Origin of the sequence: Streptomyces sp. HUAS MG91 (assembly GCF_040529335.1) — a bacterium.
GTDB lineage: Bacteria > Actinomycetota > Actinomycetes > Streptomycetales > Streptomycetaceae > Streptomyces > Streptomyces tabacisoli.
Window position 1 is genome coordinate 3561959 of sequence record NZ_CP159534.1, and the last position, 23359, is coordinate 3585317.

Here is a 23359-nt window from a genome sequence, read left to right on the forward strand (position 1 = left end):
ACCTGTCCAATTCGTGACGTAATGCACTGACAGCAGGTTCGTCCAGGCTTCAAGCTGATGTAGGAAGTCGGGGGTCGACTTGAAACCGGGAGTACGTCAGTGAGCGCCATGCCTGCCACCCTCAGTGTCCTGCTGCTCGCCTCGGCCGCTGCCACGGCCGTCGGCGCCGTCACCCTGCACCATGTGCGGGGTCTGCGTCGGCAGCTCGCGGATCTGAGAGACGAGCTGGCCCGGGGCCGCGCCACCGCCGCGCACACGGCCACCGTTCCGGCGGCCCGCACCACGACCGACACCGACGCGATACGCGCCGCGGTCGCCGACGCGCTCGCCGAGGAGCGGGAGCGGGAGCTGGCCGAGGCGCGGGCGTTCTGGGCGGCGCAGGAGGCGCGGGACACCTCCGACCTGCCGCCGTTCCTCGCGGGCGGCACGCTCGGCGAGGAGTTCTTCATGCCCCGGCAGGCGGACTTCGCGGGGCTCGAGCCGGTCGCCGAGCCGGTCCTCGAACCCCTGCTGGAGACCGAGGACGAGTTCGCCGACGACTCCCCGGAGCTGGCCGCCGCCCGGCGCCGGCACCCCTCGCACCCGGACTTCGTGCCGGTGCAGTCGCCGGTCGTCAGCGATCACGAGCGCACGGTGGCGTGTCTGGAGGAGCTGGCGCAGGCGCGCACGGCTCTCGCCGATGTCCGGCCCGGGCCGCTCGGCACGCTCGATGTCTATGTCTTCGCCGACGGGACGACGCTGTGCATGACCCCGGGGCACCGGGAGACCGCGGAGCGGCTCGCCGACGCGCTCCGCGCCGGGGACATTCCGGTGCTGCTCGGCGGTTCCGGCGTCTCGGGCGCCTACGCCCTGACCTTCGAATGCGGGACCGACTCCGTCTACATCCTGGCCGACCGAGTCATAGCCAGCGCCTGACCGCGTCCACGGGGACCCGGACACATGGTTCCCCGCGCCCCTGAAGGCCGCAGGCCTTTCAGGGGCGCGGGGAACTGCGCGAGAAGCCCCACCGGGCCGCAGACGGCGACGAGACCCTAGACCCCGGCCCGCTTCATCCCGGCCTCAACCATCTCGACAGCCCGTACGAGATCATCGGCATCGCGCAGAACCACCCCGAGATCCCGCCCCGCAACGGTGAGTTGATCAGCGGCGGCGAACATCCCGGCATCCGGCATCTCCCGGACACCGCCCGCTCCCGCCCCCGGCTCCTCCAACCGCTGAGCCCACCCGGACAACTCCCTGGCCAGCTCAAGAGCCGCCGCGGCGGCCCCCCGCTGCAGCCGGCTCTGCGGCGCGGCCCGCAGCCGGTCCGCGAACTGATCCACCGCGGCAGTCAAAGGCGTCGTATCAAGCACTCGGCGACTGTAGCTGTTTACAAGGCCCCGTCGCTCAGGCACGGTGACGTGAAGACCCGGCCACATCGAAGCGTTCCGGAGGCGCCGATGTCCCAAGTCTTCTCCGAGGAGACCCACCGCAATCTGCTCGCCCGCATCCCCCACTGCACCGGTCGTGAAGTCGCCGACTGGCTGCGCACCGTAGAAGAAGGCCCCTGCTTCCTTCGCTTCGAAGAGAAGGTCAGCTGGCTGCGCGGGGAGCACGACCTCGCGTACGGCCACGCCAAGGCGATCGTCCACGAGTACGACCTGAGGCGCGCGGCCCGGCGGTTCGGATAGCCGCCGCGACTCCCCCGCACGCACACGGCGAAGGGCCCGCGCACCGAGGTGCGCGGGCCCTTCGTACTGCCGTCGGGCAACCGCTAGTCGTTGCCCTGGAGGATCGCGATGAGCCGCAGGAACTCCATGTAGATCCAGACGAGGGTCATGGTCAGACCGAACGCGGCCAGCCACGCCTCTTCCTTCGGGGCGCCGTACGCGATGCCGTCCTCGACCTGCTTGAAGTCCAGGGCCAGGAAGCACGCGCCGAGCAGCACGCCGATGATGCCGAACAGGATGCCGAGGCCACCGCTGCGGAAGCCGAGGCCGTCGCCGCCGCCGAAGACCGCGAACAGCAGGTTCACGGCCATCAGCAGGACGAAGCCCAGCGACGCGGCCATGACGAAGCCGTAGAAGCGGCGGTTGACGCGGATCCAGCCCGCCTTGTAGGCGACGAGGACCGCGACGAACACGGCCATCGTGCCGAGCACGGCCTGCATGGCCGCGCCGCTGGCGATGTAGTTGTCGACGATGCTCGACAGGACGCCGAGGAAGACGCCTTCAAGGGCGGCGTACGCCAGGATGATCGGCGGGGACGCCTTGCGCTTGAACGCCTGGACGAAGCCCAGGACCATCGCGACGAGGCCGGCGCCGATCGCGATGCCGTACGACTTGCCGATGTTCGCCTCGTCGACCGGCAGCAGCGCCCAGGCGAGCGCCGCGGTGACGACCAGGAGGCCGAGCGTGCTCGCGGTGCGCATGACGACGTCGTCCATCGTCATGCGGCCGGTGGTGGCCGGTGCCTGCGGTGCGCCGTACTGGACGTCGCCCTGCGCGTACGGGTTCTGCGCGTACGGGTTGCCCGCGGGGGCCTGCGCGTACGGGTTTCCCTCGGCCGTGCCGACAGCGGGGCCCCCGGCCTGCGGCTGCGCGTTGAACTGCGCGTAGCCGTTGTCGCGGCTGAACCCCCGTCGCGAGAAGACCGGGTTGCTGCTCCTCATTTCACTCCTCCGTGGCCACCGTGTATGGCCTTGCCATCAAGAGTAATGGTCTGGCAAAGATACGACCCTAGTGCTCAAGGAGGATCTTTCCCATCCTGTTACGGAGGAACGTCACGGCACCCCGGAGTGTTCCGCTTCACAACGGGAAGCCGGTGTACGCCTCCGCGAGGTCCGTCTCGGCGGCTCGTGCCGAGGTCAGGCGGTCGAGCCGGGCGAGCTGGATCTTGTCGTCGAAGGCGGTGGCGTCGGGGGCGCGGTGCAGCATCGTCGTCATGGCGTAGCTGAACCGTTCGGCCTGCCAGACCCGCCGCAGGCAGGTCTCGGAGTAGGTGTCGAGGAGCGTGGCGTCCCCCGTGTCGCGCCGGGCGATCAGCGCGCGGGCGAAGGTGACGACGTCGCCGACGGCGAGGTTGAGGCCCTTGGCGCCGGTCGGCGGGACGATGTGGGCGGCGTCCCCGGCGAGGAAGAGCCGGCCGTGCCGCATCGGTTCGTGCACGTACGACCGCATGGGTGTCACGGACTTCGAGGTGACGGGTCCGCGGGCGAGGCGCCAGTGCGGGTCGTCGACCTCCAGGCGGCGGTCGAGCTCGTCCCAGATCCCGTCGTCGGACCAGTCGGCGGCGTCCGTGTCCGCGGGGACCTGGAGGTAGGCGCGGGTCACGGACGGGGAGCGCATGCTCAGCAGGGCGAAACCGCGCTCGCCCCGGGCGTAGACCAGCTCGTCGTGGGACGGGGCGACGTCGGCGAGGATGCCGAGCCAGCCGAACGGGTACGTGCGTTCGTACGTGCGCGAGAGCGCGGCCGGGACCGCCTTCCTGGCCACTCCCCAGAAGCCGTCGCAGCCCACGACGTAGTCGCAGTCGAGGACGTCCTCGCGGCCCCCGTGCCGGAACCGGACGCGCGGGCGGTCCGTCTCCGCGCCCTCCACCGCCAGCGCCTCCGCCTCGAACAGCAGAGGTCCGCCGTCGGCGAGCTGTGCGGCTATCAGGTCCTTGCAGACCTCGGTCTGCGCGTAGACCATCACCCGGCGGCCGCCGGTCAGGGCCGGGAAGTCGACGCGGTGGCGGCGGCGGTCGAAGCGCAGCTCGATGCCGTCGTGCGGCAGCCCCTCACGGTCCATCCGGGCGCCGACACCCGCCGCGCGCAGCACGTCGACGGTGCCCTGCTCCAGGATTCCGGCGCGCTGGCGCTGTTCCACGTACGGGCGGTCGCGGCTCTCCAGGACGACGGAGTCGATCCCGGCGTTGTGCAGCAGCCTGGCCAGGAGCAGTCCTGCCGGTCCCGCTCCGACGATGCCGACGGTGGTGCGCATACGGATCCCTCTCGCCTCGCCTCATTGCGTGCGGCCGCGTCCCCGTCCGCCACCTCTGTTCGCGTGGCGAACTTTCGTTCATCGCGGGTTGCCGTGGATCATCCGCCCACGTACGTGTGAGTGTCAATGGGTGGGGCACACGGGGAAGCGGGTCGCGCGGGGGCGGGATCCCGGGGAGAGTGACAGCGGCATGTGACCACGCGTCAGGCGGCTCGCCGGAAGGCCGTCGCGGATGCGCCGGAGGTGCCCGGAACCGGACTTGAACCGGTACGCCCGCGAGGGGCAGCGAGGTTTAAGCTCGCCGTGTCTGCATTCCACCATCCGGGCAGGCTGAGCGGCTCCGCGTCGACCTTCCGAGCCTATCCGGCGGCATCCCCCGAACAGCGGAACAACAGCCCGATGTTGTCTTATTTTATTGACGTCTGAGGGTGCATCAGCACATGACAGTGGCTATCCGCACTTGCCGGGGGCCCTTCCACGAATGTGTGCCCCCACTCGGGAATGACGGAAACTCACCTCCGCCTCGCGTGCGGTACGACAGGTTCCGCCCCGCGGGGCTCCCGTGCGGCGCTCTCAGGGTCCCTCGTCATACCTGGGGATGACTCCGGCGCTCCCGGTCCGCCGGAAGTCGCCCCCCGGAACGGGAACTGCGGCTGACTTCAGCGGCGCGATCGGCGCGGACGATGGATTCAGTCCCCGATCACCTCATCCCGCATCTCTTCCCGACGGACAGGAGCACCCACCCGTGACCACCACCCCGCTCGCAGGCCGGACCACCACGGCGGCCGCCCGCGCCACGGATCTCTCCAAGATCTACGGACAGGGCGAGACCCAGGTGGTCGCGCTCGACCGGGTCTCCGTCGAGTTCCGGCAGGCCGAGTTCACCGCGATCATGGGCCCGTCCGGCTCCGGCAAGTCGACGCTGATGCACTGCGTCGCGGGCCTGGACACCTTCTCCTCCGGCTCGGTCCGGATCGGCGAGACCGAACTCGGCACGCTCAAGGACAAGCAGCTCACCAAGCTCCGCCGGGACAAGATCGGCTTCATCTTCCAGGCGTTCAACCTGCTGCCGACGCTGACCGCCCTGGAGAACATCACGCTCCCCATGGACATCGCGGGCCGCAAGCCCGACAAGCAGTGGCTGGAGAACGTGATCCAGATGGTGGGCCTCTCCGGCCGCCTCGGCCACCGTCCCTCGCAGCTCTCCGGCGGCCAGCAGCAGCGTGTCGCGGTCGCCCGCGCGCTCGCCTCGCAGCCCGACATCATCTTCGGCGACGAGCCGACCGGAAACCTGGACTCGCGCTCCGGCGCCGAGGTCCTCGGCTTCCTGCGCAACTCCGTGCGCGAGCTGGGCCAGACGGTCGTCATGGTCACCCACGACCCCGTCGCGGCGGCCTACGCGGACCGTGTGGTCTTCCTCGCCGACGGCCGGATCGTCGACGAGATGCACCAGCCGACGGCGGACACGGTCCTGGACCGCATGAAGCGCTTCGACACCAAGGGCCGCACGAGCTAAGCGCCCCGGAGGGGCGCGGGGAACCGCGCGAGCAACCACGACGCACCCCGCACCCGCAGACCGACCACAGCCCCTACGGCGCGAAGGCGCCGGGCCGGGGCACCGCCCCGCCGAACCCTGGACTGGCAGAAACCCATGTTCCGTACAGCCCTGCGCAACGTGTTCGCGCACAAGGCCCGCCTCCTGATGACCGTGCTGGCCGTCATGCTCGGCGTCGCCTTCGTCAGCGGCACCCTCGTCTTCACCAACACCATCTCCTCCGCGCTGGAGAAGTCCTCCGCCAAGGGCTTCGACCACGTCGACGTCGCCCTCACCCCCGGCTCCACCAAGGCCGAGGGCGACAAGGTCAGCAAGGAGGTGAAGCTGACCGACGCCACCCTGAAGAAGGCCGGGAGCGTGCCGGGCGCCGCCTCGGCGACCGGCGTCGTCAGCGGCTACGCGGCCGTGGCCGACCAGGACGGCAAGCTCGTCGGCAACGGCTTCTCGACCAAGGGCGGCAACTACTCGGGATCCGCCGGCAAACCTGACGACCGCTACCCGCTGGCCCAGGGCTCCGCCCCGCACGGCAAGAACCAGGTCGCGCTGGACTCCGAGACCGCCAAGCGCGCCGGTTACAAGGTCGGCGACCAGGTCCGGATGTCGGTCGACGGCCCCGTCCTCACCCCGACGCTGACCGGCGTCTTCACCACCGACGACGGCAATGTGGCGGCCGGCGGCTCGCTCGCCCTGTTCGACACGGCGACGGCGCAGCAGCTCTTCCACAAGCCGGGCGCGTACGACGAGATCGACGTCAAGGCCGCGGCCGGCACCAGCCAGGACCAGCTGAAGTCCCAGCTCGACAAGGCGCTCGGCAGCGCCGCCGTCGACTCCGAGACCGGTCAGCAGCTCGCCGACGACCAGGCGAAGTCGATCGCCACGTCGATGAGCTCCATGAAGACGATGCTGCTGGTCTTCGCCGGGATCGCGCTCTTCGTCGGCATCTTCATCATCGCCAACACCTTCACGATGCTGGTCGCCCAGCGCACCAAGGAACTCGCGCTGCTGCGGGCCGTCGGTGCCTCGCGCCGCCAGGTCACCCGCTCGGTGCTGATGGAGGCGTTCTTCGTGGGCGCCGTCGCCGCCGTCACCGGCCTCGCGGTCGGCATCGGCATCGGCGCGGGCATGCGCGCGCTGATGAACGGCACCGGCGCGGTCATCCCCGACGGCCCGCTGGTGATCTCGGGCGGCACCGTGGTGTCCGCGCTCGTCGTCGGCGTCCTCATCACCATGCTGGCCGCCTGGCTGCCGGGCCGCCGCGCCGCGAAGATCCCCCCGGTCGCCGCGATGAACGCGGTGCACGCCGCCCCGACCACCAAGTCGATGGTGCTGCGCAACACGCTCGGCGCGCTGGTCTCCGCCGCCGGTGTCGCGGCGGTGCTGGCCGCGACGACCATGAGCGGCGACTCCGGCCAGGCCCCCATGGGTCTCGGCGCGGCCCTGCTCGTCATCGGTGTCTTCATCCTGACGCCGCTGCTGTCCCGCCCGCTGATCGCGGCGGCCGCACCGCTCATGCGCGCCTTCGGCATCTCCGGCAAGCTGGCCCGGCTGAACTCGGTGCGCAACCCGCGCCGCACCGCCGCCACCGCCTCGGCACTGATGATCGGCCTGACCCTGATCACCGGCCTGACGGTGATCGCGGGCAGCGTCCAGGGCGCGATCAACAAGATGGCCGCCGACTCCATCAAGGCGGACTACGTCGTCTCCATGGCGAACGGGAACCCGCTCTCCGCCGACGTCCTGAAGACCCTGGACAAGACGGACGGCGTCACCGCGACCACCGGCCTGACCAACTCCCCGTCCCGCGTCGACGGCGAGACCGAGTACCTGACCGGCGTCAACGGCCGCACGATCGACCAGCTCGCCGCCCTCACCATGGACAGCGGGAAGTTCCGCGTCGGCGGCTCGGACGTCGTGGTCGACGACAAGACGGCGAAGGACCGCGGCTGGAAGACCGGCTCGGCCTTCACCACCACCTACGAGGACGGCAGGAAGCAGGAGCTGACCGTCGCGGGCGTCTACGAGGGCAACGAGATGATGCAGGGCGTCCTGCTCGACTCCGCGACCCTGAACCCGCACCTCGCCGACAGCGCCGCCGCCACCGACATGCAGGTCATGGTGAAGATGTCCGGCGGCGCCACCGAGGCCAACCAGGACAAGCTCACCAAGGCCCTCGGCGAGAACCCGGCGATCCAGGTACAGGACAAGCAGGACATCTCCAACCAGATCGCCCAGATCTTCACGCTGATGCTGAACATGCTCTACGGCCTGCTCGCCATGGCGGTCATCGTCGCCGTCCTCGGGGTCATCAACACCCTGGCGATGTCGGTCTTCGAGCGTCAGCAGGAGATCGGGATGCTCCGCGCGATCGGCATCGACCGCAAGGGCATCAAGCGCATGGTCCGCCTGGAGTCCCTGGTGATCTCCCTGTTCGGCGGCGTGCTCGGCATCGGCCTCGGCGTGTTCTTCGGCTGGGCGGCCGGCCGGCTGATCGGCAACGCGATGTCGACGTACGAACTGATCCTGCCCTGGGGCCGGATGGGTCTCTTCCTGGCGCTGGCCGCCGTGGTCGGCATCCTGGCGGCCCTGTGGCCGGCCCGCCGCGCGGCCCGCCTGAACATGCTCGCGGCGATCAAGTCCGAGTAGCGGCTGCGACGCATACGCGAAGGGGGCGCCCGGTGATCCACCGGGCGCCCCCTCGGCGTACGAGCGAGGTGCGCTAGTTCCAGGTCCGCGCTCGCAGCGGCATCCCCGACGCCCCGGACGGCGGGGTCTTCACGGCGAGGATCTGGTTGACGCCGATCCGGTTGCGCTCGAAGCTCAGCGCCGAGGCGGCCATGTACAGCCGCCAGATCCTGGCCCGGCCGGGGCTGACCAGCTTCAGCGCCTCGGCCCAGCGGGCCTCCAGGTTCCGCACCCACTGGCGCAGGGTGAGGGCGTAGTGCTCCCGGATCGCCTCGATGTCGCGCACCTCGAACCCGGCCCGCTCCAGAAGCCCGGCCGTGGTGCCGACGGGCGCCAGCTCCCCGTCGGGGAAGACGTACGCGTCGATGAACTCGTCGACCTCGTACGCCTCCTCGTCGCGCTGCGGGCGGCGCGCGATCTGGTGGTTGAGCAGCCGCCCGCCGGGGGCCAGGAGGGCGTACAGGTCGTGCGCGTACTCCAGGTACCGGTCGGCGCCGACGTGTTCGGCCATGCCGATGGAGGAGATCGCGTCGTACGGGCCGTCGCGCACGTCCCGGTAGTCCTGGACGCGGATCTCGATACGGTCGGTCAGCCCCTCGTCGGCGACGCGCTTACGGGCGAACGCGGCCTGTTCCTGCGAGAGGGTGACGCCGACGACGCTCACCCCGTGCTCACGGGCCGCGTGGATGGCCATGGAGCCCCAGCCGCAGCCGACGTCGAGCAGCCGCATACCGGGCTTCAGACCGAGCTTGCGGGAGATCAGTTCCAGCTTGTCGCGCTGGGCGGATTCGAGGGTGGCCTCCGGGGACTCCCAGTAGGCGCACGAGTAGACCATCGAGGGGCCGAGGACCAGCTCGTAGAAGTCGTTGCCGACGTCGTAGTGATGGCTGATGGCCTGCTTGTCGCTGCCCTTGGTGTGCAGGTGGAGGCGGCCCTTGCGGCGCATCTCCTCGGCGGGCGACGCGGGCGGCGGGTACGGCCCCGCCAGCTTCACCAGCTCGCGCACCCCGGCCCGGACGCCCGGGTCCCTGAGCGCCTCGGTGAGGCTCCTGCGCGGGGCCTCGTCGTCGTGCTCCCAGATGAGGCCCGCCATCGCGTCCAGGGCCTCGTACAGGTCACCCTCGACGTCCAGGTCGCCGGCCACCCAGGCGCGGGCCAGGCCCAGTTCGCCCGGCTTCCACAGCAGGCGGCGCAGGGCGCGCCGGTGGCGGACGACGAGGGCGGGGGCGTCCGGCGGGCCGGCCTCGGAGCCGTCCCAGGCGCGCAGGCGCACGGGAAGTTCAGTGCCGAGCAACTGCTCGGCGAGGTTCTTCAGCCGCTGTGCGGCGTCCTGCATGGCGCACACCTCCGTGTCGTCGGAGATACCGGAGCGCCCCGAAAACGCGGTCCGGTCCAACAGCAGGTAAACACCAACCGCCCGGCTCCGCAGTCCCGTTACCGGGTTACGGAAGGGCAAAATACATGTAGCCACCATGTAATTTGTCCGGTTGCGCCGCCCGGGAACGCCGAAGGGACCGCCTGCACCACGGATGGCAGGCGGCCCCTTCGGGCTACTGACGGGGTACTGCTACGAGGCCTTGGCCTCGGCCTTCTTCTCCTCGGCCTTCGGCGCCTCGGCCGCGGCGGGCTTGGGCGCCGGCTTGGCGGCCTCGTAGAACTCCTCGCGCGGAGTCTCGAGGGCGCCGAGCGCGGTGATGTCGCGCTTCTGGAACATGTTGATCGTCCACTCGGCGATCACACGGACCTTGCGGTTGTACGTCGGCATGGCGAGCCCGTGGTAGCCACGGTGCATGTACCAGGCGAGACGGCCCTTGAGCTTGATCTTCATCTTGCCCATGACGATCATCGCGACGCCCTTGTGCAGGCCCAGACCGGCGACCGCACCCTTGTTGGCGTGCTTGTACTCGCCCTGCGGGAAGCCCCGCATGCCCGAGACCACGTTGTCCGCGAGGACCTTGGCCTGGCGCATGGCGTGCTGCGCGTTCGGCGGGCACCAGGCGTTCTCGTTGCCGTTGGCACGGCCGACGAGGTCCGGGACCTGGGCGTTGTCGCCCGCGGCCCAGATGTAGTCGGTGCCCTGCACCTGGAGGGTGGCGGCGGTGTCCACGTGGCCGCGCGGGCCGAGCGGGAGACCGAAGCGGGCGAGCGCCGGGTTCGGCTTCACACCGGCGGTCCACACGATGGTGTTGGCGTCGACCTCAAGGCCGTTGCTGAGCACCACGTGGCCGTCGACGCAGGACGGCATCGTCGTCTTCAGGTAGACCTCGATACCGCGCGACTCCAGGTGCTTGCGGCCGTACGTGCCCAGGTCCGGGCCGACCTCCGGCAGCACCTTGTCGGCGGCGTCGACGAGCACGAAGCGCATGTCCTCGCGCTTCACGTTCTTGTAGAACTTGGCCGCGTCGCGCGCCAGGTCCTCCACCTCACCGATGGTCTCGGCGCCCGCGAAGCCACCGCCGACGAAGACGAAGGTGAGCGCCTTGCGGCGGATCTCCTCGTCCGTGGTCGACTCGGCCTTGTCGAGCTGCTCGAGGACGTGGTTGCGCAGGCCGATGGCCTCCTCGACACCCTTCATACCGATGCCGACCTCGGCGAGGCCCGGCGTCGGGAAGGTGCGGGAGACCGCGCCGAGCGCGATCACCAGGTAGTCGAAGGGCACCTCGTACGCCTCGCCGACGAGCGGGGCGACCGTGGCGACCTTGCGGTCCTGGTCGATGGTGGTGACGCGGCCGGTGAGAATCTCGGCTCCCGGCACAGCGCGTCGCAGCGGGACGACGACGTTGCGCGGCGAGATGCTGCCGGCGGCGGTCTCGGGGAGGAAGGGCTGGTACGTCATGTACGAGCGCGGGTCGACGACCGTGACGGTCGCTTCCGCGTAACGCATCTTCTTGAGGATGCGACGCGCTGCGTACAGGCCTACGTACCCACCCCCGACAATGAGGATCCTGGGACGCTCCGTGGTGCTCATGCCATCGAGTATCCACCCGAGTGGAGGGGGGTGCTCGTGCGCCCCTTCACAAGGTTCCCCTACCCCTCTGCTACACTTCGCCGCCCACGTGACCCATGTCATGGTCGGCCAGGGGAACCGCACGGCCCCGCCAGTCGTTGCACACCCCTCTTGAGCAGCGACAGTGGGCATTCGGCGGCACTGGACCACTCCCGGATTTCATCCGCGCGTAACACCCGTGGAACCCCGCCGACGACCTCCGGCGGCACCCTTCGTGAGCCCCGGACGGACCCAAGGGCCCGTAACAGCGTCCAACAGGGCCGAATTCCTTGTGAAGAACTTCACGAACTTTCCCGACGGAGTGTCGCCGGGGGGTGTCGCGGGCCCCTCCGGAGGCGCTCAGGCGCCGTGCGGCGCGCTCAGAAGTGGGGCTTTCGCGGCCCTGCGCTCCTGCCACCACCGCCACCAGGCGAGGGCGAATCCGAGGCCCGCGAGCAGCGCGGGGACGGCCAGTTCGACGGCGAGGGACGCCATCCAGTCGGGGTTCAGCTGCTTCGTGATGCCGCTGGTGTAGCGGCAGGTCGCCTGGGGCGGCAGAAAGCCGGGATCCAGGGTCTGCGGCGCCTGGGAACCCCAGTCCGCCCCCATCGAGCAGGCCGACGAGGGGCCGGCGAGCAGCCGCCACCCCACCAGCGCGTAGAACCCGGCGAAGACCGTGCCGGTCACGAAGAACGCCGTACCGGTGCGGCGCAGCTTGGCCGCCCTGGACATCGGCACGATGTGGTCGCGGCCGGGGGCCGGTTCGAAGCACTCGGCGACCAGCGCCACCAGCAGGCAGCCCACGAACCCGGCCATGGCCAGCCACAACAGCGCGGCGAGCGGCCACCGGCCGCCGACGGACGTGACGTCCCCGCCGGCGAACTCGCAGACCGTCGCGGGCGGGAACGCCTGCTGCCGTACGTGGCCGAGGGCGCCGACGCCCTTGGTGATCCCCTGCATGCACCGCTCGTCGAACTCCATCATCCCGAAGAGCGCGAGCCCCGAGCAGACCACCAGGGCACTGAGACAGATCCCTGCCACGGCCCACAGCGGATCGGTCCGATAGGCGCCGTACCGCACCGTCGTCTCCCCCATGCGCGGCACCTTAACAAGGGCGCCGCGCCGACGGTCCCGGGGTCAGGCCGGAGCGTGACGAGCCGGGCGGGCCCTAGCGCACCTTGGATTCATCGCGGAAGGTGCGCCATTCGTCGCGCACCTTGGCCACAGCCCTGAGCGCCCTCACGGCCTTGCCCGACAGGGCGGATGCCTGATCGAGCGCCTGGCCCACGAGCACCGAGACCCCGCCGATCGCGGCGACGCCCGCAGCGATCCATCCAACCGTCTCCATCAGTACCGGCCTCTCGGTCGAGTGGCCGGTACCGGTGGGCACGCGGGCTTCCCGGCACGGCCACCAGTTTCGGTGGTCACCCCGAGAGCCCGGCTGTGCCCGAGTCCTCACGTCCTCGCACTAGGCGCCCCCAAGGGCACAGCCTGTTCCCGTACGAAAACGAAACCGTGTCCGGCAGCCCGCCGGACAGGTACTGAGCCAGATATACCCAGCCTGCCCGGCACTCACTCGGGCCGTTGCCTCTGCGTGCGCCGGCTGATCCCGGTCCCGGGCCGGCCCGAACCGAAACCCGGGGTCAGTACCGCGAACCCCTACGGACCGAGCTCCAGCGGCCCTGATCCCTCCACGGCCGTCCCAGGCGTGGAGGCATCCTGGTCGGGCGCCGCCTCCAGTTCCCCCACCTGCGGCGGCGCGGGAAGGTCGAACGCCTTGCGGATCGCGGCCCCGATCCCGTCCGCGAGCGCCGAGCCGACCGCCTGCGCGATCGGATCGATGAAGCGGACGAGGACGACGGCACCGCCGAAAGCGAGCAGCAGAGTCGGCACGCCACCGCCGTCACCCACCGCGGCGAAGGCCCCCGCCGCGTAGGCCATGGCGTCCTTCAGCGGCAGCCAGGCGGACGGGGGCGAACCGAAGAGCGGCACCACCGCCTGCTCTCCCATGAGCAGTTCCGTGAAGTCCGCCGACTGGGGCTGAGCCGCCGGCCCCCGGCGGCCCTCCGCAGCGGGCTCAAGTCCCCGCAACCCCGTGCGGGCGACACACGCCGCGGCGAAGCTGGACGCCAGGAACTGCGCCGCGCTGGGCCGGCCGGCGGCGAACCCGCGCAGATTGGATGCCGTCGGTGGCGGGAGCTGCCCGCCGTGCGCGGTGATCCGGTCGGAGAGGATCTCCGCCCCCGACGAGCGGATCGAGAGTCGGTCCCCCTCGCTCAGCGCATCGTCGATCGCGGAGATCAACAGCGCCCGCCGGTCGAGCGGCCCCCCACTGACAGTGATCTTGTAGCTGACGACCCGCCCGTACCCCAACGTGTCCCCCCTCGTCCGGCACTTCATAAAACGTAGCCGGACGCCACAGGACCCGATACGGGAAGCACCCATTCCCTCAGGCCACTCATGCTCGCCGGGAGGCCTGGTGCCGCCGATCCACCAAGCCGAGCACGAGCCCGACAGCAGCGGCTTCGTCAGGCGACAGCGCCCTCGATCGCCTCGAAGATGTCGGCGTCGGTCTGCTGCTGCCACTCGGGAAGGTCCGGCCAGTCCGCCACATACCCTGGCTTCGGGTCCTCGAAGTGCTTGAACATCTGCGCCGTCCAAGAGATCGCGACGAACCGGCTCTTCTGCTCACGGCTCAGCCGCGAGGCGTGACCACCGCTCAGGTCGAGGAACTGGCGCACCTGTTCGTACACGGCGCCCGCGGCCTGCCGTTCCCATTCGGGAGTTTCCTCCCAGGGAGTCACGTAATCCGGCTTCGGCTCACCCGGGAAGTGCTTGTGCACACCCGCGATCCACGACTCGCGGAACAGTCGGGCACCCTCGGCATCCGTCACGGCAGCCCCTCTCGTCACGTCGCGCTCAATGCGGCGATCTCGGCGCCCAACTTAACGAGTTGCCCGAGCTGTACGTGCCGGGCACCCGCTGTTCGCCGACATGCGGACACAGTCGGGCCCCGGTACCCGTCGCGGATACCGGGGCTACTGCGCTTCAGGACATCGCCGCGGGTCAGCCGAGCTTTTCACCCGGGTGGGTCTCCGCTGCCAGTGCGAAGGCGATCCCGTCCAGGATGTCGTGTTCGCTGACCACGACCTCGTCCGCGTCGATCCACTCCATGATCAGGCGCAGCACCAGCGCGCCGGAGGCGATCACGTCGACGCGGCCGGGGTGGATGACCGGCTTCAGGGCGCGCTGGTCGTGGGTCGAGGTCAGGAGCCAGTCGGTCAGCTCGGCGACCTTCGCGTACGGGATCCGGGAGTGGTGGATCGCCGTCGAGTCGTAGGCGGTCAGGCCGAGGGAGAGAGCCGCCACCGTCGTCACCGAGCCGGCCAGGCCCACCAGGGTGCGGGCCGAGCGGATCGGGACGGTCCGCGTGACCCGGTCGAGGGCCTCGGTGATGTCGGCGCGGATCGCCGCGATCTGCTCGGCGGTGGGCGGATCGGTGATCTTCCCGTCCTCGCCCACCAGATGCCGCTCGGTCATCCGGACGCAGCCGATGTCGACGGAGAGGGCCGACTCCACGGTGTCGTCGCCGACCACGAACTCGGTCGACCCGCCGCCGATGTCCACGACCAGATAGGGGGTGTCGAGGTCGGCGCGGCCGGTCAGCTCCTTCGTCGCACCCGTGAAGGAGAACTGGGCCTCCTGGTCGCCCGTGATCACCTCGGGCTCGACGCCCACGATGTCGAGGACGCCCTGGACGAACTCGTCGCGGTTCTCGGCGTCGCGGGACGCCGACGTCGCGACGAAGCGGACCTTCTCGGCCCCGAGTTCCTTGATCACCGCGGCGTACTCGCGGCAGGCGGCGAAGGTGCGCTCCAGCGCCTCCGGGGCCAGCCGGCCCGTCCGGTCGACGCCCTGGCCGAGCCGGACGATCGTCATCCGGCGGTCCAGGTCGACCAGCTCGCCCGTTTCCGGGTTCGCGTCCGCGACGAGGAGCCGGATCGAGTTCGTACCGCAGTCGATGGCCGCTACCCGGGTCATTCGCTCTCCTCCACGGCGCAGGCGCTCACGCACGGCCCCTTCTTCCACCACTCGGGCAGCATGGCGATCGCCTCGTCGCCGAGCGGGTTCACGCCCGGGCCCGCCGCCAGGGAGTGGCCGACCAGCACGTGCAGGCACTTCACGCGGTCCGGCATGCCGCCCGCGCTGGGGAAGCCCTCCAGGACCTCGATGGCGTCCCGGCGCGCGAGGTAGTCCTCGTGGGCCGCGCGGTACTTCGCCGCCAGGTCCTCGTCCGTCTTGAGGCGCTCCGTCATCTCCTTCATGACGCCGTTGGCCTCCAGCGTGCCGATGGCGGAGGCCGCGCGGGGGCACGTCAGGTAGTACGTCGTCGGGAACGGGGTGCCGTCCTCCAGACGCGGGGCCGTCTCGACGACGTCCGGGTTGCCGCAGGGGCAGCGGTGCGCGATGGCGCGCAGGCCGCGCGGCGGGCGGCCGAGCTGCTCCTTGAACGCGTGGATGTCGGCGTCCGTGGGCTCGGTGCGCTCGGTCTGGGGCGGGGGCGATTGCATGGCGTGTCCGGTGTGTCTTTCGTGTCAGTTGGCTGCCTGGTCGGCCTTGTCGACGCCGTCCCAGACGTTCGAGTACCAGGCGCGCTCGGCCGGGCTCTGGTCCGGGCGCCCGGAGGTGGTGGCCCGCGCGTCGGGCACCACGTAGCCGGTCTCGCCCGGCATCACCATGTGCAGGCGCTCCCGGATCCGCTGCTCGGCGTACGCGTCGTCCTGCCAGCGGGCCTTCTCGTCGCGGAGCCGGTCGACCCGCTCCTTGGCCTCCTGCTGCTGGCGCTGGAGGTCAGCGATCTCGCCGCGCTGGGAGACGTACTGCCTTATGGGATAGGCGAGCGCGACCACGAGGGTGCAGACGACCAGGGCGAGCAGCGCCGCGCGGCCCGTCAGCCGGGAGCGGCGCGCCTGGCGCTTGGTCTGCGACCGGTAGACCCGCTCGGCGGTCTGTTCGCCGAGCAGGCGCAGGCGGGTCGCCGTGGAGAAGCGGGCCGAGTCGTCACGGCCCCTGTCTCGGAGCTTTCCCGGCATGGCGCCTCCGCCTCCCCGTTCGTCTGCCTGGCTGTGTTCCTACGTGCGTACGTCCCCGCACACGGTACGGGACCGAGTGCGGGGACGTACGGAACTACTGCCTCAGCAGGGCTTCGGGGCAGGTCAGCCCTTGAAGCGCGGGAAGGCGCTGCGGCCGGCGTAGACCGCGGCGTCGTCCAGGATCTCCTCGATGCGCAGGAGCTGGTTGTACTTGGCGACGCGCTCGGAGCGGGCCGGGGCGCCGGTCTTGATCTGGCCGCAGTTCGTGGCGACGGCGAGGTCCGCGATGGTCACGTCCTCGGTCTCGCCCGAGCGGTGCGACATCATGCACTTGAAGCCGTTGCGCTGGGCCAGCTCGACGGCGTCCAGGGTCTCGGTGAGCGAGCCGATCTGGTTGACCTTCACCAGGAGGGCGTTCGCCGAGTTCTCCTCGATGCCGCGGGCCAGGCGCTCCGGGTTGGTGACGAACAGGTCGTCGCCGACGAGCTGGACCTTGTCGCCCAGGCGCTGGGTGATGACGTTCCAGCCGGCCCAGTCGTCCTCGTACAGCGGGTCCTCGATGGAGACGAGCGGGTACGCGGAGACGAGTTCCTCGTAGTACTCCGTCATCTCGGCGGCGGAGCGCTCCTTGCCCTCGAACTGGTACTTGCCGTCCTTGTAGAACTCGGAGGCGGCGACGTCCAGCGCGAGCGCGATCTGCTGGCCGGGGATGTAACCGGCCTCCTTGATCGCCTCGAGGATGAGGTCGAGCGCGGCGCGGTTCGACTCCAGGTTAGGGGCGAAGCCGCCCTCGTCGCCGAGGCCGGTGGACAGGCCCTTGGTCTTCAGCACCTTCTTGAGGGTGTGGTAGACCTCGGCGCCCCAGCGAAGGGCCTCGGAGAAGGACTCCGCGCCGATCGGGGCGATCATGAACTCCTGGATGTCGACGTTGGAGTCGGCGTGCGACCCACCGTTCAGGATGTTCATCATCGGGACGGGCAGCAGGTGCGCGTTCGGACCGCCGAGGTAGCGGAACAGCGGCAGGTCGCTGGCCTCGGAGGCGGCGTGCGCGACGGCGAGGGAGACGCCCAGGATGGCGTTGGCGCCGAGCGAGCCCTTGTTGTCCGTGGCGTCCAGGTCGAACATCGCCTGGTCGATCAGGCGCTGCTCGGTGGCGTCGTAGCCGACGAGCTCCGGGCCGATCTGCTCGATGACGGCGAGGACGGCCTTCTCGACGCCCTTGCCGAGGTAACGGTTGGGGTCACCGTCGCGGAGCTCGATGGCCTCGAAGGCTCCGGTGGAGGCGCCGGACGGAACGGCAGCACGACCCGTGCTGCCGTCGTCGAGGCCGACCTCGACCTCGACCGTGGGGTTGCCTCGGGAGTCCAGGATTTCCCGGGCTACGACGACGTCGATGGACGGCACGAGCATCTCCTTCTGGGATGTGACGCGGACTGTGCGGGGCCGGATTGTTCGGTCCCGACCCACTGAGCCTAACCGGCTCCGGGGCATCGGCCAGCCGACCGCCCGGCTCGTGGACAACGCCAGGAGCGAAATGTTTCTTAACGGAACAAAGACAGCAGCCCCCGCCCGCTGCATGGGGCGGGGGCTGCTCAGGTGAGCGGCCCACTGGGGGTGGGGACGGGGGTGCGGCCGCGGGGCTCGGCGTCCGCCGATGCCGGGCCCGCGGCACTCCCGCGGGTGGTGCTTACTTCAGGTGGAGCTGCTGACCCGGGAAGATCAGGTCGGCGTCCTTGACGATGTCCTTGTTGAGCTTGAACACCTTCTGCCAGTTCGTGCCGTGCGCGTCGGCGATCTTGCTGAGGGTGTCGCCGGTCTTCACCTTGTACTCGCCGTCACCCTTCTCGACCTTCTGGCCGGTGGGGGTGGTGACGGTGTCGCGGGACTGCGAGCGGGAGGCGGCCGAGGAGTCGGTGTGCTGCTCCGTCGACTTCTGCTCCTGCTCCTGCTGCTGCGGCTGGCTCTGCTGCGGCTGCGACTGCTGGGTGTTGTCCTGCTGCGGGGCCGGGGCGGAGTTGCCCGTGGAGGCGCCGGACAGGTTCACGCCGCAGTTCGGCCAGGCGCCCTTGCCCTGCGAGGCGAGGACCTTCTCGGCGACCGAGATCTGCTGGGCCTTGGAGGCTCCGGCGGCGGAGGACGCGTACTGCGTGCCGCCGTAGGCCGCCCAGGTGGACGGGGAGAACTGGAGGCCACCGGAGAAGCCGTTGCCCGTGTTGATCGACCAGTTGCCACCGGACTCGCACTGCGCGACCTGGTCCCACTCGGAGGTGGAGGCGGCGGAGGCGGAGGTGGCGCCCATCAGCGGGACGGCGACGGCGGCACCGGCGACACCGGCGAGCGTGGCGACACGGACGGCCTTGGACGGGCGGCGGTGCTTGCCCTTGCTGGAAAGCAGCATGGAGAGATCCCCTCACCGACGCCTACGAGGTGAGCTGTCGGGTTCGGGCCAGTGAGTGCCCGGCCGCACATCCTTGTGTGCGACTTAACCCCTAGCCCCTCCGGTCTCCCGGGAGGGCGGCTTACCTGGGTCCCCCGCTCCTGCCTACGGCGCTGACGCGTCGACTGTTCCCGTACGGACGTTGGCAGGATTCGGCGTGACGTCCGTCGGGGCCCGCTGTGGCGAGCGGTCACGACCGTAAGCAGTGGATCCGCCCGATTTCAAAGACGATCAGGGTCTTTGAGACTCATGTCTCACTCGAACAAAAGTGGACATACGAGCCTCAAAGACCCCGTAACTCCCGCTACTTTTCGACCGATTTGAGCCCAAGATCCAGACTCTGACCAGGAAGGATGAGGTCGGGGTCGGTGCCGACCGTCTTCTTGTTGGTGTCGTAGAGCGCGGCCCACCCGCCTTGCACGTCATGGGCGTCGGCGATGTCCCACAGGCTGTCACCCGAGCGGACGACATAGGCCTCGTCGTCGCGCTGGTCGTCCCGGGAGGCGTGACGGCCGTCTCCCGTACGCGAGTCGGCGCCGTCGTCGGCGGCCCGGTCGCCCCGGTGCCGGCCGCTGGCCGCGTCGTCGTCGGCGGTGGTGGAGCCGGTGGCGGCCGGGGAGTCCGACGCGCTCGCGGACGGGGCCGTCGTGTCGTCGTCCACCCCGCCCCCCTTGCTGTTACCGGAGGTATCGGCGGAAGGGTCGGCGGAGCTGTCGGCTGACGGTGCGTCGGAGGCGTCACTCGTCGAACCGTCCGAGGCGTCGGACGGCGAATCGTCCGACGCGCTCGACGACGGCTTGTCCGATGCGCCGGACTTGTCGTGACTCTTCTCTCCTGAATCCGCGCCCGATCCGGAGTCCGAGGCGGAGCCGGAGTCCGAAGCGGAGCCGGAGCCCGCGTCGGCGTCCGTGCCCGACGAGCCGGTCGTCTTCGTCGGTCGCGGGGAGGCGTCGGCGCCCGGGTCGACATCCGCCGAACCGTCACCCTTGGCGAGCCCCGCCGTGGCCGAGCAGCCCGGCCAGGCGGTCGGCCCCTTGTCGTCGAGGACCTTCTCGGCGACGGCGATCTGCTGCGAGCGGCTGGCCTGGTCGGCCCGCGGCGCGTAGTCGAGCCCGCCGTACTGCTCCCAGACCTCCTGCGACAGTTGCAGACCGCCGAAGTAGCCGTCGCCCGCGTCCAGGCTCCACTGCCCGCCGCTCTCGCACTCGGCGACCTTGTCCCACGTGGTGGCCGTCGCCGCGCCAGCGCCCGTGGCGCCGAGCAGCGGGATCGCGATGGCGCTGCCGGTGACTCCGGCGGCGACGACGAGAGCAGGGGCCTGGCGGGGGCGACGGTGTCGGCCGTTCCCGGAGAGCATGCGGTTGCCTTTCGCGAGACTGATACTGCTGCACGCGACAGGGTGGATGAGTGGTGCCTGTTGTGCGTGTGTCGCGATGACTGGTGAACGTAGCGGGACTCGAACGCTTGTCACAAGTCGATGCAGCGCAGATCACGTCACCATCACGACTTTGACACAACGTCAGTTTTCAACCACCTGTGAGGTGTCGCGAACTGTGCGGCGAATGAGCCCGGTTCACGGCTTTTCAAGATCACGACAAACCACCCCACGCCGCCGCGCCACCGCTCCCGAGTGGTGCCGGTCACATGCGTTCCGCCTGCGCCGAACGTCCCCCGGGTACGGTCGGGATGTGAACACCGCGCCCGTCCCCGAACTCTTCACCTGGGAGTTCGCCACCGATCCGTATCCCGCCTACGCCTGGCTGCGCGAGCACTCCCCCGTGCACCGCACCACGCTGCCCAGCGGCGTCGAGGCCTGGCTCGTGACGCGTTACGCGGACGCGCGCCAGGCCCTCGCGGACCAGCGGCTGTCCAAGAACCCGGTGCATCACGCGGACGACGCGCAGGGCAAGAGCAAGACCGGCATCCCGGGCGAGCGCAGCGCGGGCCTGATGACCCATCTGCTGAACATCGACCCGCCGGACCACACCCGGCTGCGGCGCCTGGTCTCCAAGGCGTTCACCCCGCGCCGGGTCGCCGAATTCGCGCCACGCGTGCAGGAACTGACGGACGGCCTCATCGACGGCTTCGCCGCCCGCGGCAGCGCCGACCTCATCCACGAGTTCGCCTTCCCGCTCCCCATCTACGCGATCTGCGACCTGCTCGGCGTCCCGCGCGAGGACCAGGACGACCTGCGGGACTGGGCGGGCATGATGATCCGCCACGGCAAGGGACCGCGCGGCGGGGTCGCGCGGGCCGTGAAGAAGATCCGCCGCTATCTCGCCGACCTCATCCACCGCAAGCGGCTCGGCGACGGCGACGACCTGATCTCCGGCCTCATCCGCGCCTCCGACCACGGCGAGCACCTCACCGAGGACGAGGTGGTGGCCATGTGTTTCGTACTGCTCTTCGCCGGGTTCGAGACGACCATCAACCTCATCGGCAACGGCACCCACGCCCTGCTGCGCCACCCCGAGCAGCGGGCCGTCCTCCAGAGCGCCCTCGCCCGGGGCGAGCACGGACTCCTGGAGACGGGCGTCGAGGAACTGCTGCGCTTCGACGGGCCCGTGGAGATGGCCACCTGGCGGTACGCGACCGAGGACCTGGAGATCGGCGGGGTCGCGGTCGCCGAGGGCGACCCGGTGCTCGTGGTGCTCGCCGCCGCCGACCGGGACCCCGCCCGCTTCGACCACCCCGACACCCTCGACCTGGCCCGCCGCGACAACAAGCACCTGGGGTACGGGCACGGGATCCACTACTGCATCGGCGCCCCGCTCGCCCGCCTGGAGGGGCACACGGCGCTGGCGACGCTGCTGACCCGGCTGCCGGACCTGCGCCTCGGCGAGGACCCCGCCGAGCTGCGCTGGCGCGGCGGGCTCATCATGCGGGGGCTGCGGACGCTGCCCGTGGAGTTCACCCCGCGCTGAGCCCCTCGGCGGCGCGCACCGCGTCCCGGTAGGCCCGCGCGGCCTCCCTGAGCGCCGCCTCCGGGTCGACGCCGGACGCCTCGGCGCGCAGGGCCAGGGCCAGCAGTTCGTCGCCGACGCCCGTCCCGGCGGGCACGGGGACGTCCAGGCCCGCCGTGCGCACGCGCGAGCCGAGCTTCGCGGCGAGGGCCAGGCCCGGCTGGCCGACCGGCACGCCGTCCGTCACCGAGGCGCGCTGCTTCGACTCGGCCTTCCTGCGCAGCCAGATCTCCCGGACCTCCTCCGGGGTGGCCGCGCTCTCGTCGCCGAAGACATGGGGGTGGCGGTGGATGAGCTTGTCGACGATGGCGCCCGCGACGTCGTCGACGGAGAACGGCTCCTCGGCGTCCTCCTCGGCGATCCGGGCGTGGAAGACGACCTGGAGCAGGACGTCGCCCAGCTCCTCGCGCAGCTCTTCGCGGTCCCCGGCCTCGATCGCCTCGACCAGTTCGTACGCCTCCTCGATGACGTACTTCGCCAGGTCCTCGTGGGTGCGCTGCGACGACCAGGGGCACGCGCGCCGGATCCGGTCCATGACCTGGACGAGGTCGAGGAGGCGGGCGCCCGGCAGGTCGTAGGAGCCGGGGAGGAGTTCGAGGGACGGCATCGCGACGCGGCCGGAGCCGGCCAGCGCCGCCAGGCCGTCGGTGAGGCGGCGGTCGCCCTCGGCCGTGGTCAGCACGACGACGGTGCGACCGACGTCGGCGCAGCGCTCGACGAGATCACGGGCGGCGGGCACGTCGAGGGTGACCTCGACGCCCGCCTCCTTCAGGTACGGCAGCTGCGGATGCTCGGGATCGGCGCAGAGCACCTCGTCGGCGGCGTGCAGGATCTGCCAGGCCTGCCAGGACAGCAGCCCCGGGGCGACCCGGTGGCTGGTGGTGAGCAGGACGACGCGGCCGGCGTCGGGAGTGATGTCGTCGTTCACGCCTCGAACGTAACGCAGGCCGCCGACAAAGCGTGCCCTAGGCCGTCTGCTGCTGGTCCGCCGGCTGTTCCTGGGTGACCTGGGTCAGCCAGGGGGTCTTGGCATCGACCCGGCCGACGGTGCCGCTCTTGGTGACGCCCCAGCTGCCGTAGCGGGGGTTCAGGTCGATGTTCAGCTCCTTGGAGGCCTGGGAGAGCGCCTTCCAGAAGGCGGCCTGGCCCGCGGGGGTCTGGGTGTCGACGCCGAGCGACGACGACAGCTTCTGCGCCTCGATCTCGGTGCGCAGCGACTCGGTGAGCCGCTTGGGCGCGACGTTGTACTGCTGGAGCCAGGCCGTCTCCAACTGCCTCGGGCCGCCCGCCTGTTGCTCCAGGCCCGCGCGCATCTCCTGCATCTCCTTGCGGGAGACGGTGACGCCCGCGTCGGTGGCGGCGCGGTGCAGCACCCGGTCCAGGACCATGGTGTGCAGGGTGTTGCGGGTGAGGCCGCCGGACTTGGCGACGGCCTGCTCGTACTGGGCGCTGCCGTCGGTGGCGTCCTGCTGCGCCTGACGCACCTCGCTCACCCGGCTCTCCAGCTGGGAGACCGTGATGCGCTGGCCGCCGACGACGGCCGCGGCGCCGGGATGCGCCTCGCTTCCGCAGGCGGTGAGGGCGGGGAGCGCGGCGATGGCGGCGGTGGACAGGACGAGCGCGGTGCGGCGGCGGTGCAAGGTGGCCTCCCTGCGGCGAGTTTGTGCGTCGGTGCACAAAG

The 23359-nt window shown here is 70.5% G+C and carries 22 protein-coding genes, 1 tRNA gene and 1 riboswitch; of the genes, 5 read left to right on the forward strand and 18 right to left on the reverse strand.

What is annotated here, in order from left to right; genetic code table 11:
• Positions 1 to 108 precede the first annotated feature (108 nt).
• Entirely contained in the window at positions 109 to 915 is an 807-nt protein-coding gene (locus ABII15_RS16070; RefSeq protein WP_353943005.1) for a hypothetical protein, read from the forward strand.
• Between the two features lie 116 nt (positions 916 to 1031).
• On the opposite strand, the gene ABII15_RS16075 is transcribed toward ABII15_RS16070, so the two are convergent.
• Entirely contained in the window at positions 1032 to 1352 is a 321-nt protein-coding gene (locus tag ABII15_RS16075; protein ID WP_353943006.1) for a hypothetical protein, read from the reverse strand.
• An 87-nt stretch (positions 1353 to 1439) separates the two neighbouring features.
• Here ABII15_RS16075 and ABII15_RS16080 point away from each other — a divergent pair, with 87 nt between their 5' ends.
• On the forward strand, positions 1440 to 1670 hold the full coding sequence (locus ABII15_RS16080) for a DUF4287 domain-containing protein (RefSeq protein ID WP_353943007.1): 231 nt from the start codon (positions 1440 to 1442) through the stop codon (positions 1668 to 1670).
• An 83-nt stretch (positions 1671 to 1753) separates the two neighbouring features.
• On the opposite strand, the gene ABII15_RS16085 is transcribed toward ABII15_RS16080, so the two are convergent.
• The 3 genes from ABII15_RS16085 to ABII15_RS16095 all read right to left on the reverse strand — a co-directional run bounded on the left by ABII15_RS16085 (position 1754) and on the right by ABII15_RS16095 (position 4289).
• Positions 1754 to 2650: a Bax inhibitor-1/YccA family protein gene (locus ABII15_RS16085; RefSeq protein WP_353943008.1), complete on the reverse strand. Its 897-nt coding sequence runs from the start codon at positions 2648 to 2650 to the stop codon at positions 1754 to 1756.
• A gap of 136 nt (positions 2651 to 2786) precedes the next feature.
• Positions 2787 to 3962 (reverse strand): 4-hydroxybenzoate 3-monooxygenase, encoded by a 1176-nt coding sequence (locus ABII15_RS16090; RefSeq protein WP_353943009.1) that lies wholly within the window; start codon positions 3960 to 3962, stop codon positions 2787 to 2789.
• Positions 3963 to 4206: 244 nt separating this feature from the next.
• Positions 4207 to 4289, reverse strand: a tRNA-Leu gene (locus ABII15_RS16095).
• A 418-nt stretch (positions 4290 to 4707) separates the two neighbouring features.
• Here ABII15_RS16095 and ABII15_RS16100 point away from each other — a divergent pair.
• Together ABII15_RS16100 and ABII15_RS16105 are read left to right on the forward strand one after the other, a co-directional pair.
• Positions 4708 to 5478 carry an ABC transporter ATP-binding protein gene (locus ABII15_RS16100; RefSeq protein ID WP_353943010.1) on the forward strand — a complete coding sequence of 257 codons (771 nt, stop codon included), beginning with the start codon at positions 4708 to 4710 and terminating at the stop codon, positions 5476 to 5478.
• Between the two features lie 135 nt (positions 5479 to 5613).
• Complete coding sequence (locus ABII15_RS16105) at positions 5614 to 8160, forward strand: FtsX-like permease family protein (RefSeq protein ID WP_353943011.1); 2547 nt, start codon at positions 5614 to 5616, stop codon at positions 8158 to 8160.
• Between the two features lie 73 nt (positions 8161 to 8233).
• On the opposite strand, the gene ABII15_RS16110 is transcribed toward ABII15_RS16105, so the two are convergent.
• The 12 genes from ABII15_RS16110 to ABII15_RS16165 all read right to left on the reverse strand — a co-directional run bounded on the left by ABII15_RS16110 (position 8234) and on the right by ABII15_RS16165 (position 20072).
• Positions 8234 to 9535 (reverse strand): cyclopropane-fatty-acyl-phospholipid synthase family protein, encoded by a 1302-nt coding sequence (locus ABII15_RS16110; protein WP_353943012.1) that lies wholly within the window; start codon positions 9533 to 9535, stop codon positions 8234 to 8236.
• A gap of 231 nt (positions 9536 to 9766) precedes the next feature.
• Positions 9767 to 11167: an NAD(P)/FAD-dependent oxidoreductase gene (locus ABII15_RS16115; protein WP_353943013.1), complete on the reverse strand. Its 1401-nt coding sequence runs from the start codon at positions 11165 to 11167 to the stop codon at positions 9767 to 9769.
• A 378-nt stretch (positions 11168 to 11545) separates the two neighbouring features.
• Positions 11546 to 12280: a hypothetical protein gene (locus ABII15_RS16120; protein ID WP_353943014.1), complete on the reverse strand. Its 735-nt coding sequence runs from the start codon at positions 12278 to 12280 to the stop codon at positions 11546 to 11548.
• 73 nt (positions 12281 to 12353) lie between these two features.
• Positions 12354 to 12575, reverse strand: a complete 222-nt coding sequence (locus ABII15_RS16125; RefSeq protein WP_353943015.1) for a hypothetical protein — start codon at positions 12573 to 12575, stop codon at positions 12354 to 12356.
• Between the two features lie 269 nt (positions 12576 to 12844).
• On the reverse strand, positions 12845 to 13558 hold the full coding sequence (locus ABII15_RS16130) for a hypothetical protein (protein ID WP_353943016.1): 714 nt from the start codon (positions 13556 to 13558) through the stop codon (positions 12845 to 12847).
• A 155-nt stretch (positions 13559 to 13713) separates the two neighbouring features.
• Complete coding sequence (locus ABII15_RS16135; protein WP_353943017.1) at positions 13714 to 14079, reverse strand: hypothetical protein; 366 nt, start codon at positions 14077 to 14079, stop codon at positions 13714 to 13716.
• Between the two features lie 172 nt (positions 14080 to 14251).
• Positions 14252 to 15226 (reverse strand): Ppx/GppA phosphatase family protein, encoded by a 975-nt coding sequence (locus tag ABII15_RS16140; protein WP_353943018.1) that lies wholly within the window; start codon positions 15224 to 15226, stop codon positions 14252 to 14254.
• The gene (locus ABII15_RS16145; protein ID WP_353943019.1) at positions 15223 to 15756 is read right to left on the reverse strand and encodes a DUF501 domain-containing protein; all 534 of its coding nucleotides are present in this window, start codon (positions 15754 to 15756) and stop codon (positions 15223 to 15225) included. Before ABII15_RS16145 ends, ABII15_RS16140 begins: the two co-directional genes overlap by 4 nt.
• Before the next feature lie 24 nt (positions 15757 to 15780).
• Complete coding sequence (locus ABII15_RS16150; RefSeq protein ID WP_353943020.1) at positions 15781 to 16278, reverse strand: septum formation initiator family protein; 498 nt, start codon at positions 16276 to 16278, stop codon at positions 15781 to 15783.
• A 123-nt stretch (positions 16279 to 16401) separates the two neighbouring features.
• Entirely contained in the window at positions 16402 to 17682 is a 1281-nt protein-coding gene (eno, locus tag ABII15_RS16155) for a phosphopyruvate hydratase (protein WP_353943021.1), read from the reverse strand.
• Positions 17683 to 17965: 283 nt separating this feature from the next.
• Positions 17966 to 18676, reverse strand: a complete 711-nt coding sequence (locus ABII15_RS16160; protein WP_353943022.1) for a transglycosylase family protein — start codon at positions 18674 to 18676, stop codon at positions 17966 to 17968.
• 4 nt (positions 18677 to 18680) lie between these two features.
• Positions 18681 to 18883, reverse strand: a riboswitch (cyclic di-AMP (ydaO/yuaA leader).
• 136 nt (positions 18884 to 19019) lie between these two features.
• Positions 19020 to 20072, reverse strand: coding sequence for a transglycosylase family protein (locus ABII15_RS16165; protein ID WP_353943023.1), 1053 nt, complete (start codon positions 20070 to 20072; stop codon positions 19020 to 19022).
• Positions 20073 to 20403: 331 nt separating this feature from the next.
• Between ABII15_RS16165 and ABII15_RS16170 the strand changes: the two genes are divergently transcribed.
• Entirely contained in the window at positions 20404 to 21639 is a 1236-nt protein-coding gene (locus ABII15_RS16170; RefSeq protein WP_353943024.1) for a cytochrome P450, read from the forward strand.
• Here ABII15_RS16170 and ABII15_RS16175 read toward each other — a convergent pair.
• Positions 21626 to 22606, reverse strand: a complete 981-nt coding sequence (locus tag ABII15_RS16175; protein WP_353943025.1) for a nucleoside triphosphate pyrophosphohydrolase — start codon at positions 22604 to 22606, stop codon at positions 21626 to 21628. The two genes, ABII15_RS16170 and ABII15_RS16175, sit on opposite strands and share 14 nt — an antisense overlap.
• Positions 22607 to 22643: 37 nt before the next feature.
• A complete protein-coding gene (locus tag ABII15_RS16180) occupies positions 22644 to 23318 on the reverse strand; it encodes a SurA N-terminal domain-containing protein (RefSeq protein WP_353943026.1) in 675 nt (224 codons plus the stop codon).
• Between the last annotated feature and the right edge of the window lie 41 nt (positions 23319 to 23359).

Excerpts from the sequence above, each read along its gene's own strand:
- ABII15_RS16070 (WP_353943005.1), top strand. The coding sequence starts at position 109 with ATGCCTGCCACCCTCAGTGTCCTGCTGCTCGCCTCGGCCGCTGCCACG.
- ABII15_RS16080 (WP_353943007.1), top strand. The coding sequence starts at position 1,440 with ATGTCCCAAGTCTTCTCCGAGGAGACCCACCGCAATCTGCTCGCCCGC.
- ABII15_RS16085 (WP_353943008.1), bottom strand. The coding sequence starts at position 2,650 with ATGAGGAGCAGCAACCCGGTCTTCTCGCGACGGGGGTTCAGCCGCGAC.
- ABII15_RS16090 (WP_353943009.1), bottom strand. The coding sequence starts at position 3,962 with ATGCGCACCACCGTCGGCATCGTCGGAGCGGGACCGGCAGGACTGCTC.
- ABII15_RS16105 (WP_353943011.1), top strand. The coding sequence starts at position 5,614 with ATGTTCCGTACAGCCCTGCGCAACGTGTTCGCGCACAAGGCCCGCCTC.
- ABII15_RS16110 (WP_353943012.1), bottom strand. The coding sequence starts at position 9,535 with ATGCAGGACGCCGCACAGCGGCTGAAGAACCTCGCCGAGCAGTTGCTC.
- ABII15_RS16115 (WP_353943013.1), bottom strand. The coding sequence starts at position 11,167 with ATGAGCACCACGGAGCGTCCCAGGATCCTCATTGTCGGGGGTGGGTAC.
- ABII15_RS16120 (WP_353943014.1), bottom strand. The coding sequence starts at position 12,280 with ATGGGGGAGACGACGGTGCGGTACGGCGCCTATCGGACCGATCCGCTG.
- ABII15_RS16140 (WP_353943018.1), bottom strand. The coding sequence starts at position 15,226 with ATGACCCGGGTAGCGGCCATCGACTGCGGTACGAACTCGATCCGGCTC.
- ABII15_RS16145 (WP_353943019.1), bottom strand. The coding sequence starts at position 15,756 with ATGCAATCGCCCCCGCCCCAGACCGAGCGCACCGAGCCCACGGACGCC.
- ABII15_RS16150 (WP_353943020.1), bottom strand. The coding sequence starts at position 16,278 with ATGCCGGGAAAGCTCCGAGACAGGGGCCGTGACGACTCGGCCCGCTTC.
- ABII15_RS16160 (WP_353943022.1), bottom strand. The coding sequence starts at position 18,676 with ATGCTGCTTTCCAGCAAGGGCAAGCACCGCCGCCCGTCCAAGGCCGTC.
- ABII15_RS16165 (WP_353943023.1), bottom strand. The coding sequence starts at position 20,072 with ATGCTCTCCGGGAACGGCCGACACCGTCGCCCCCGCCAGGCCCCTGCT.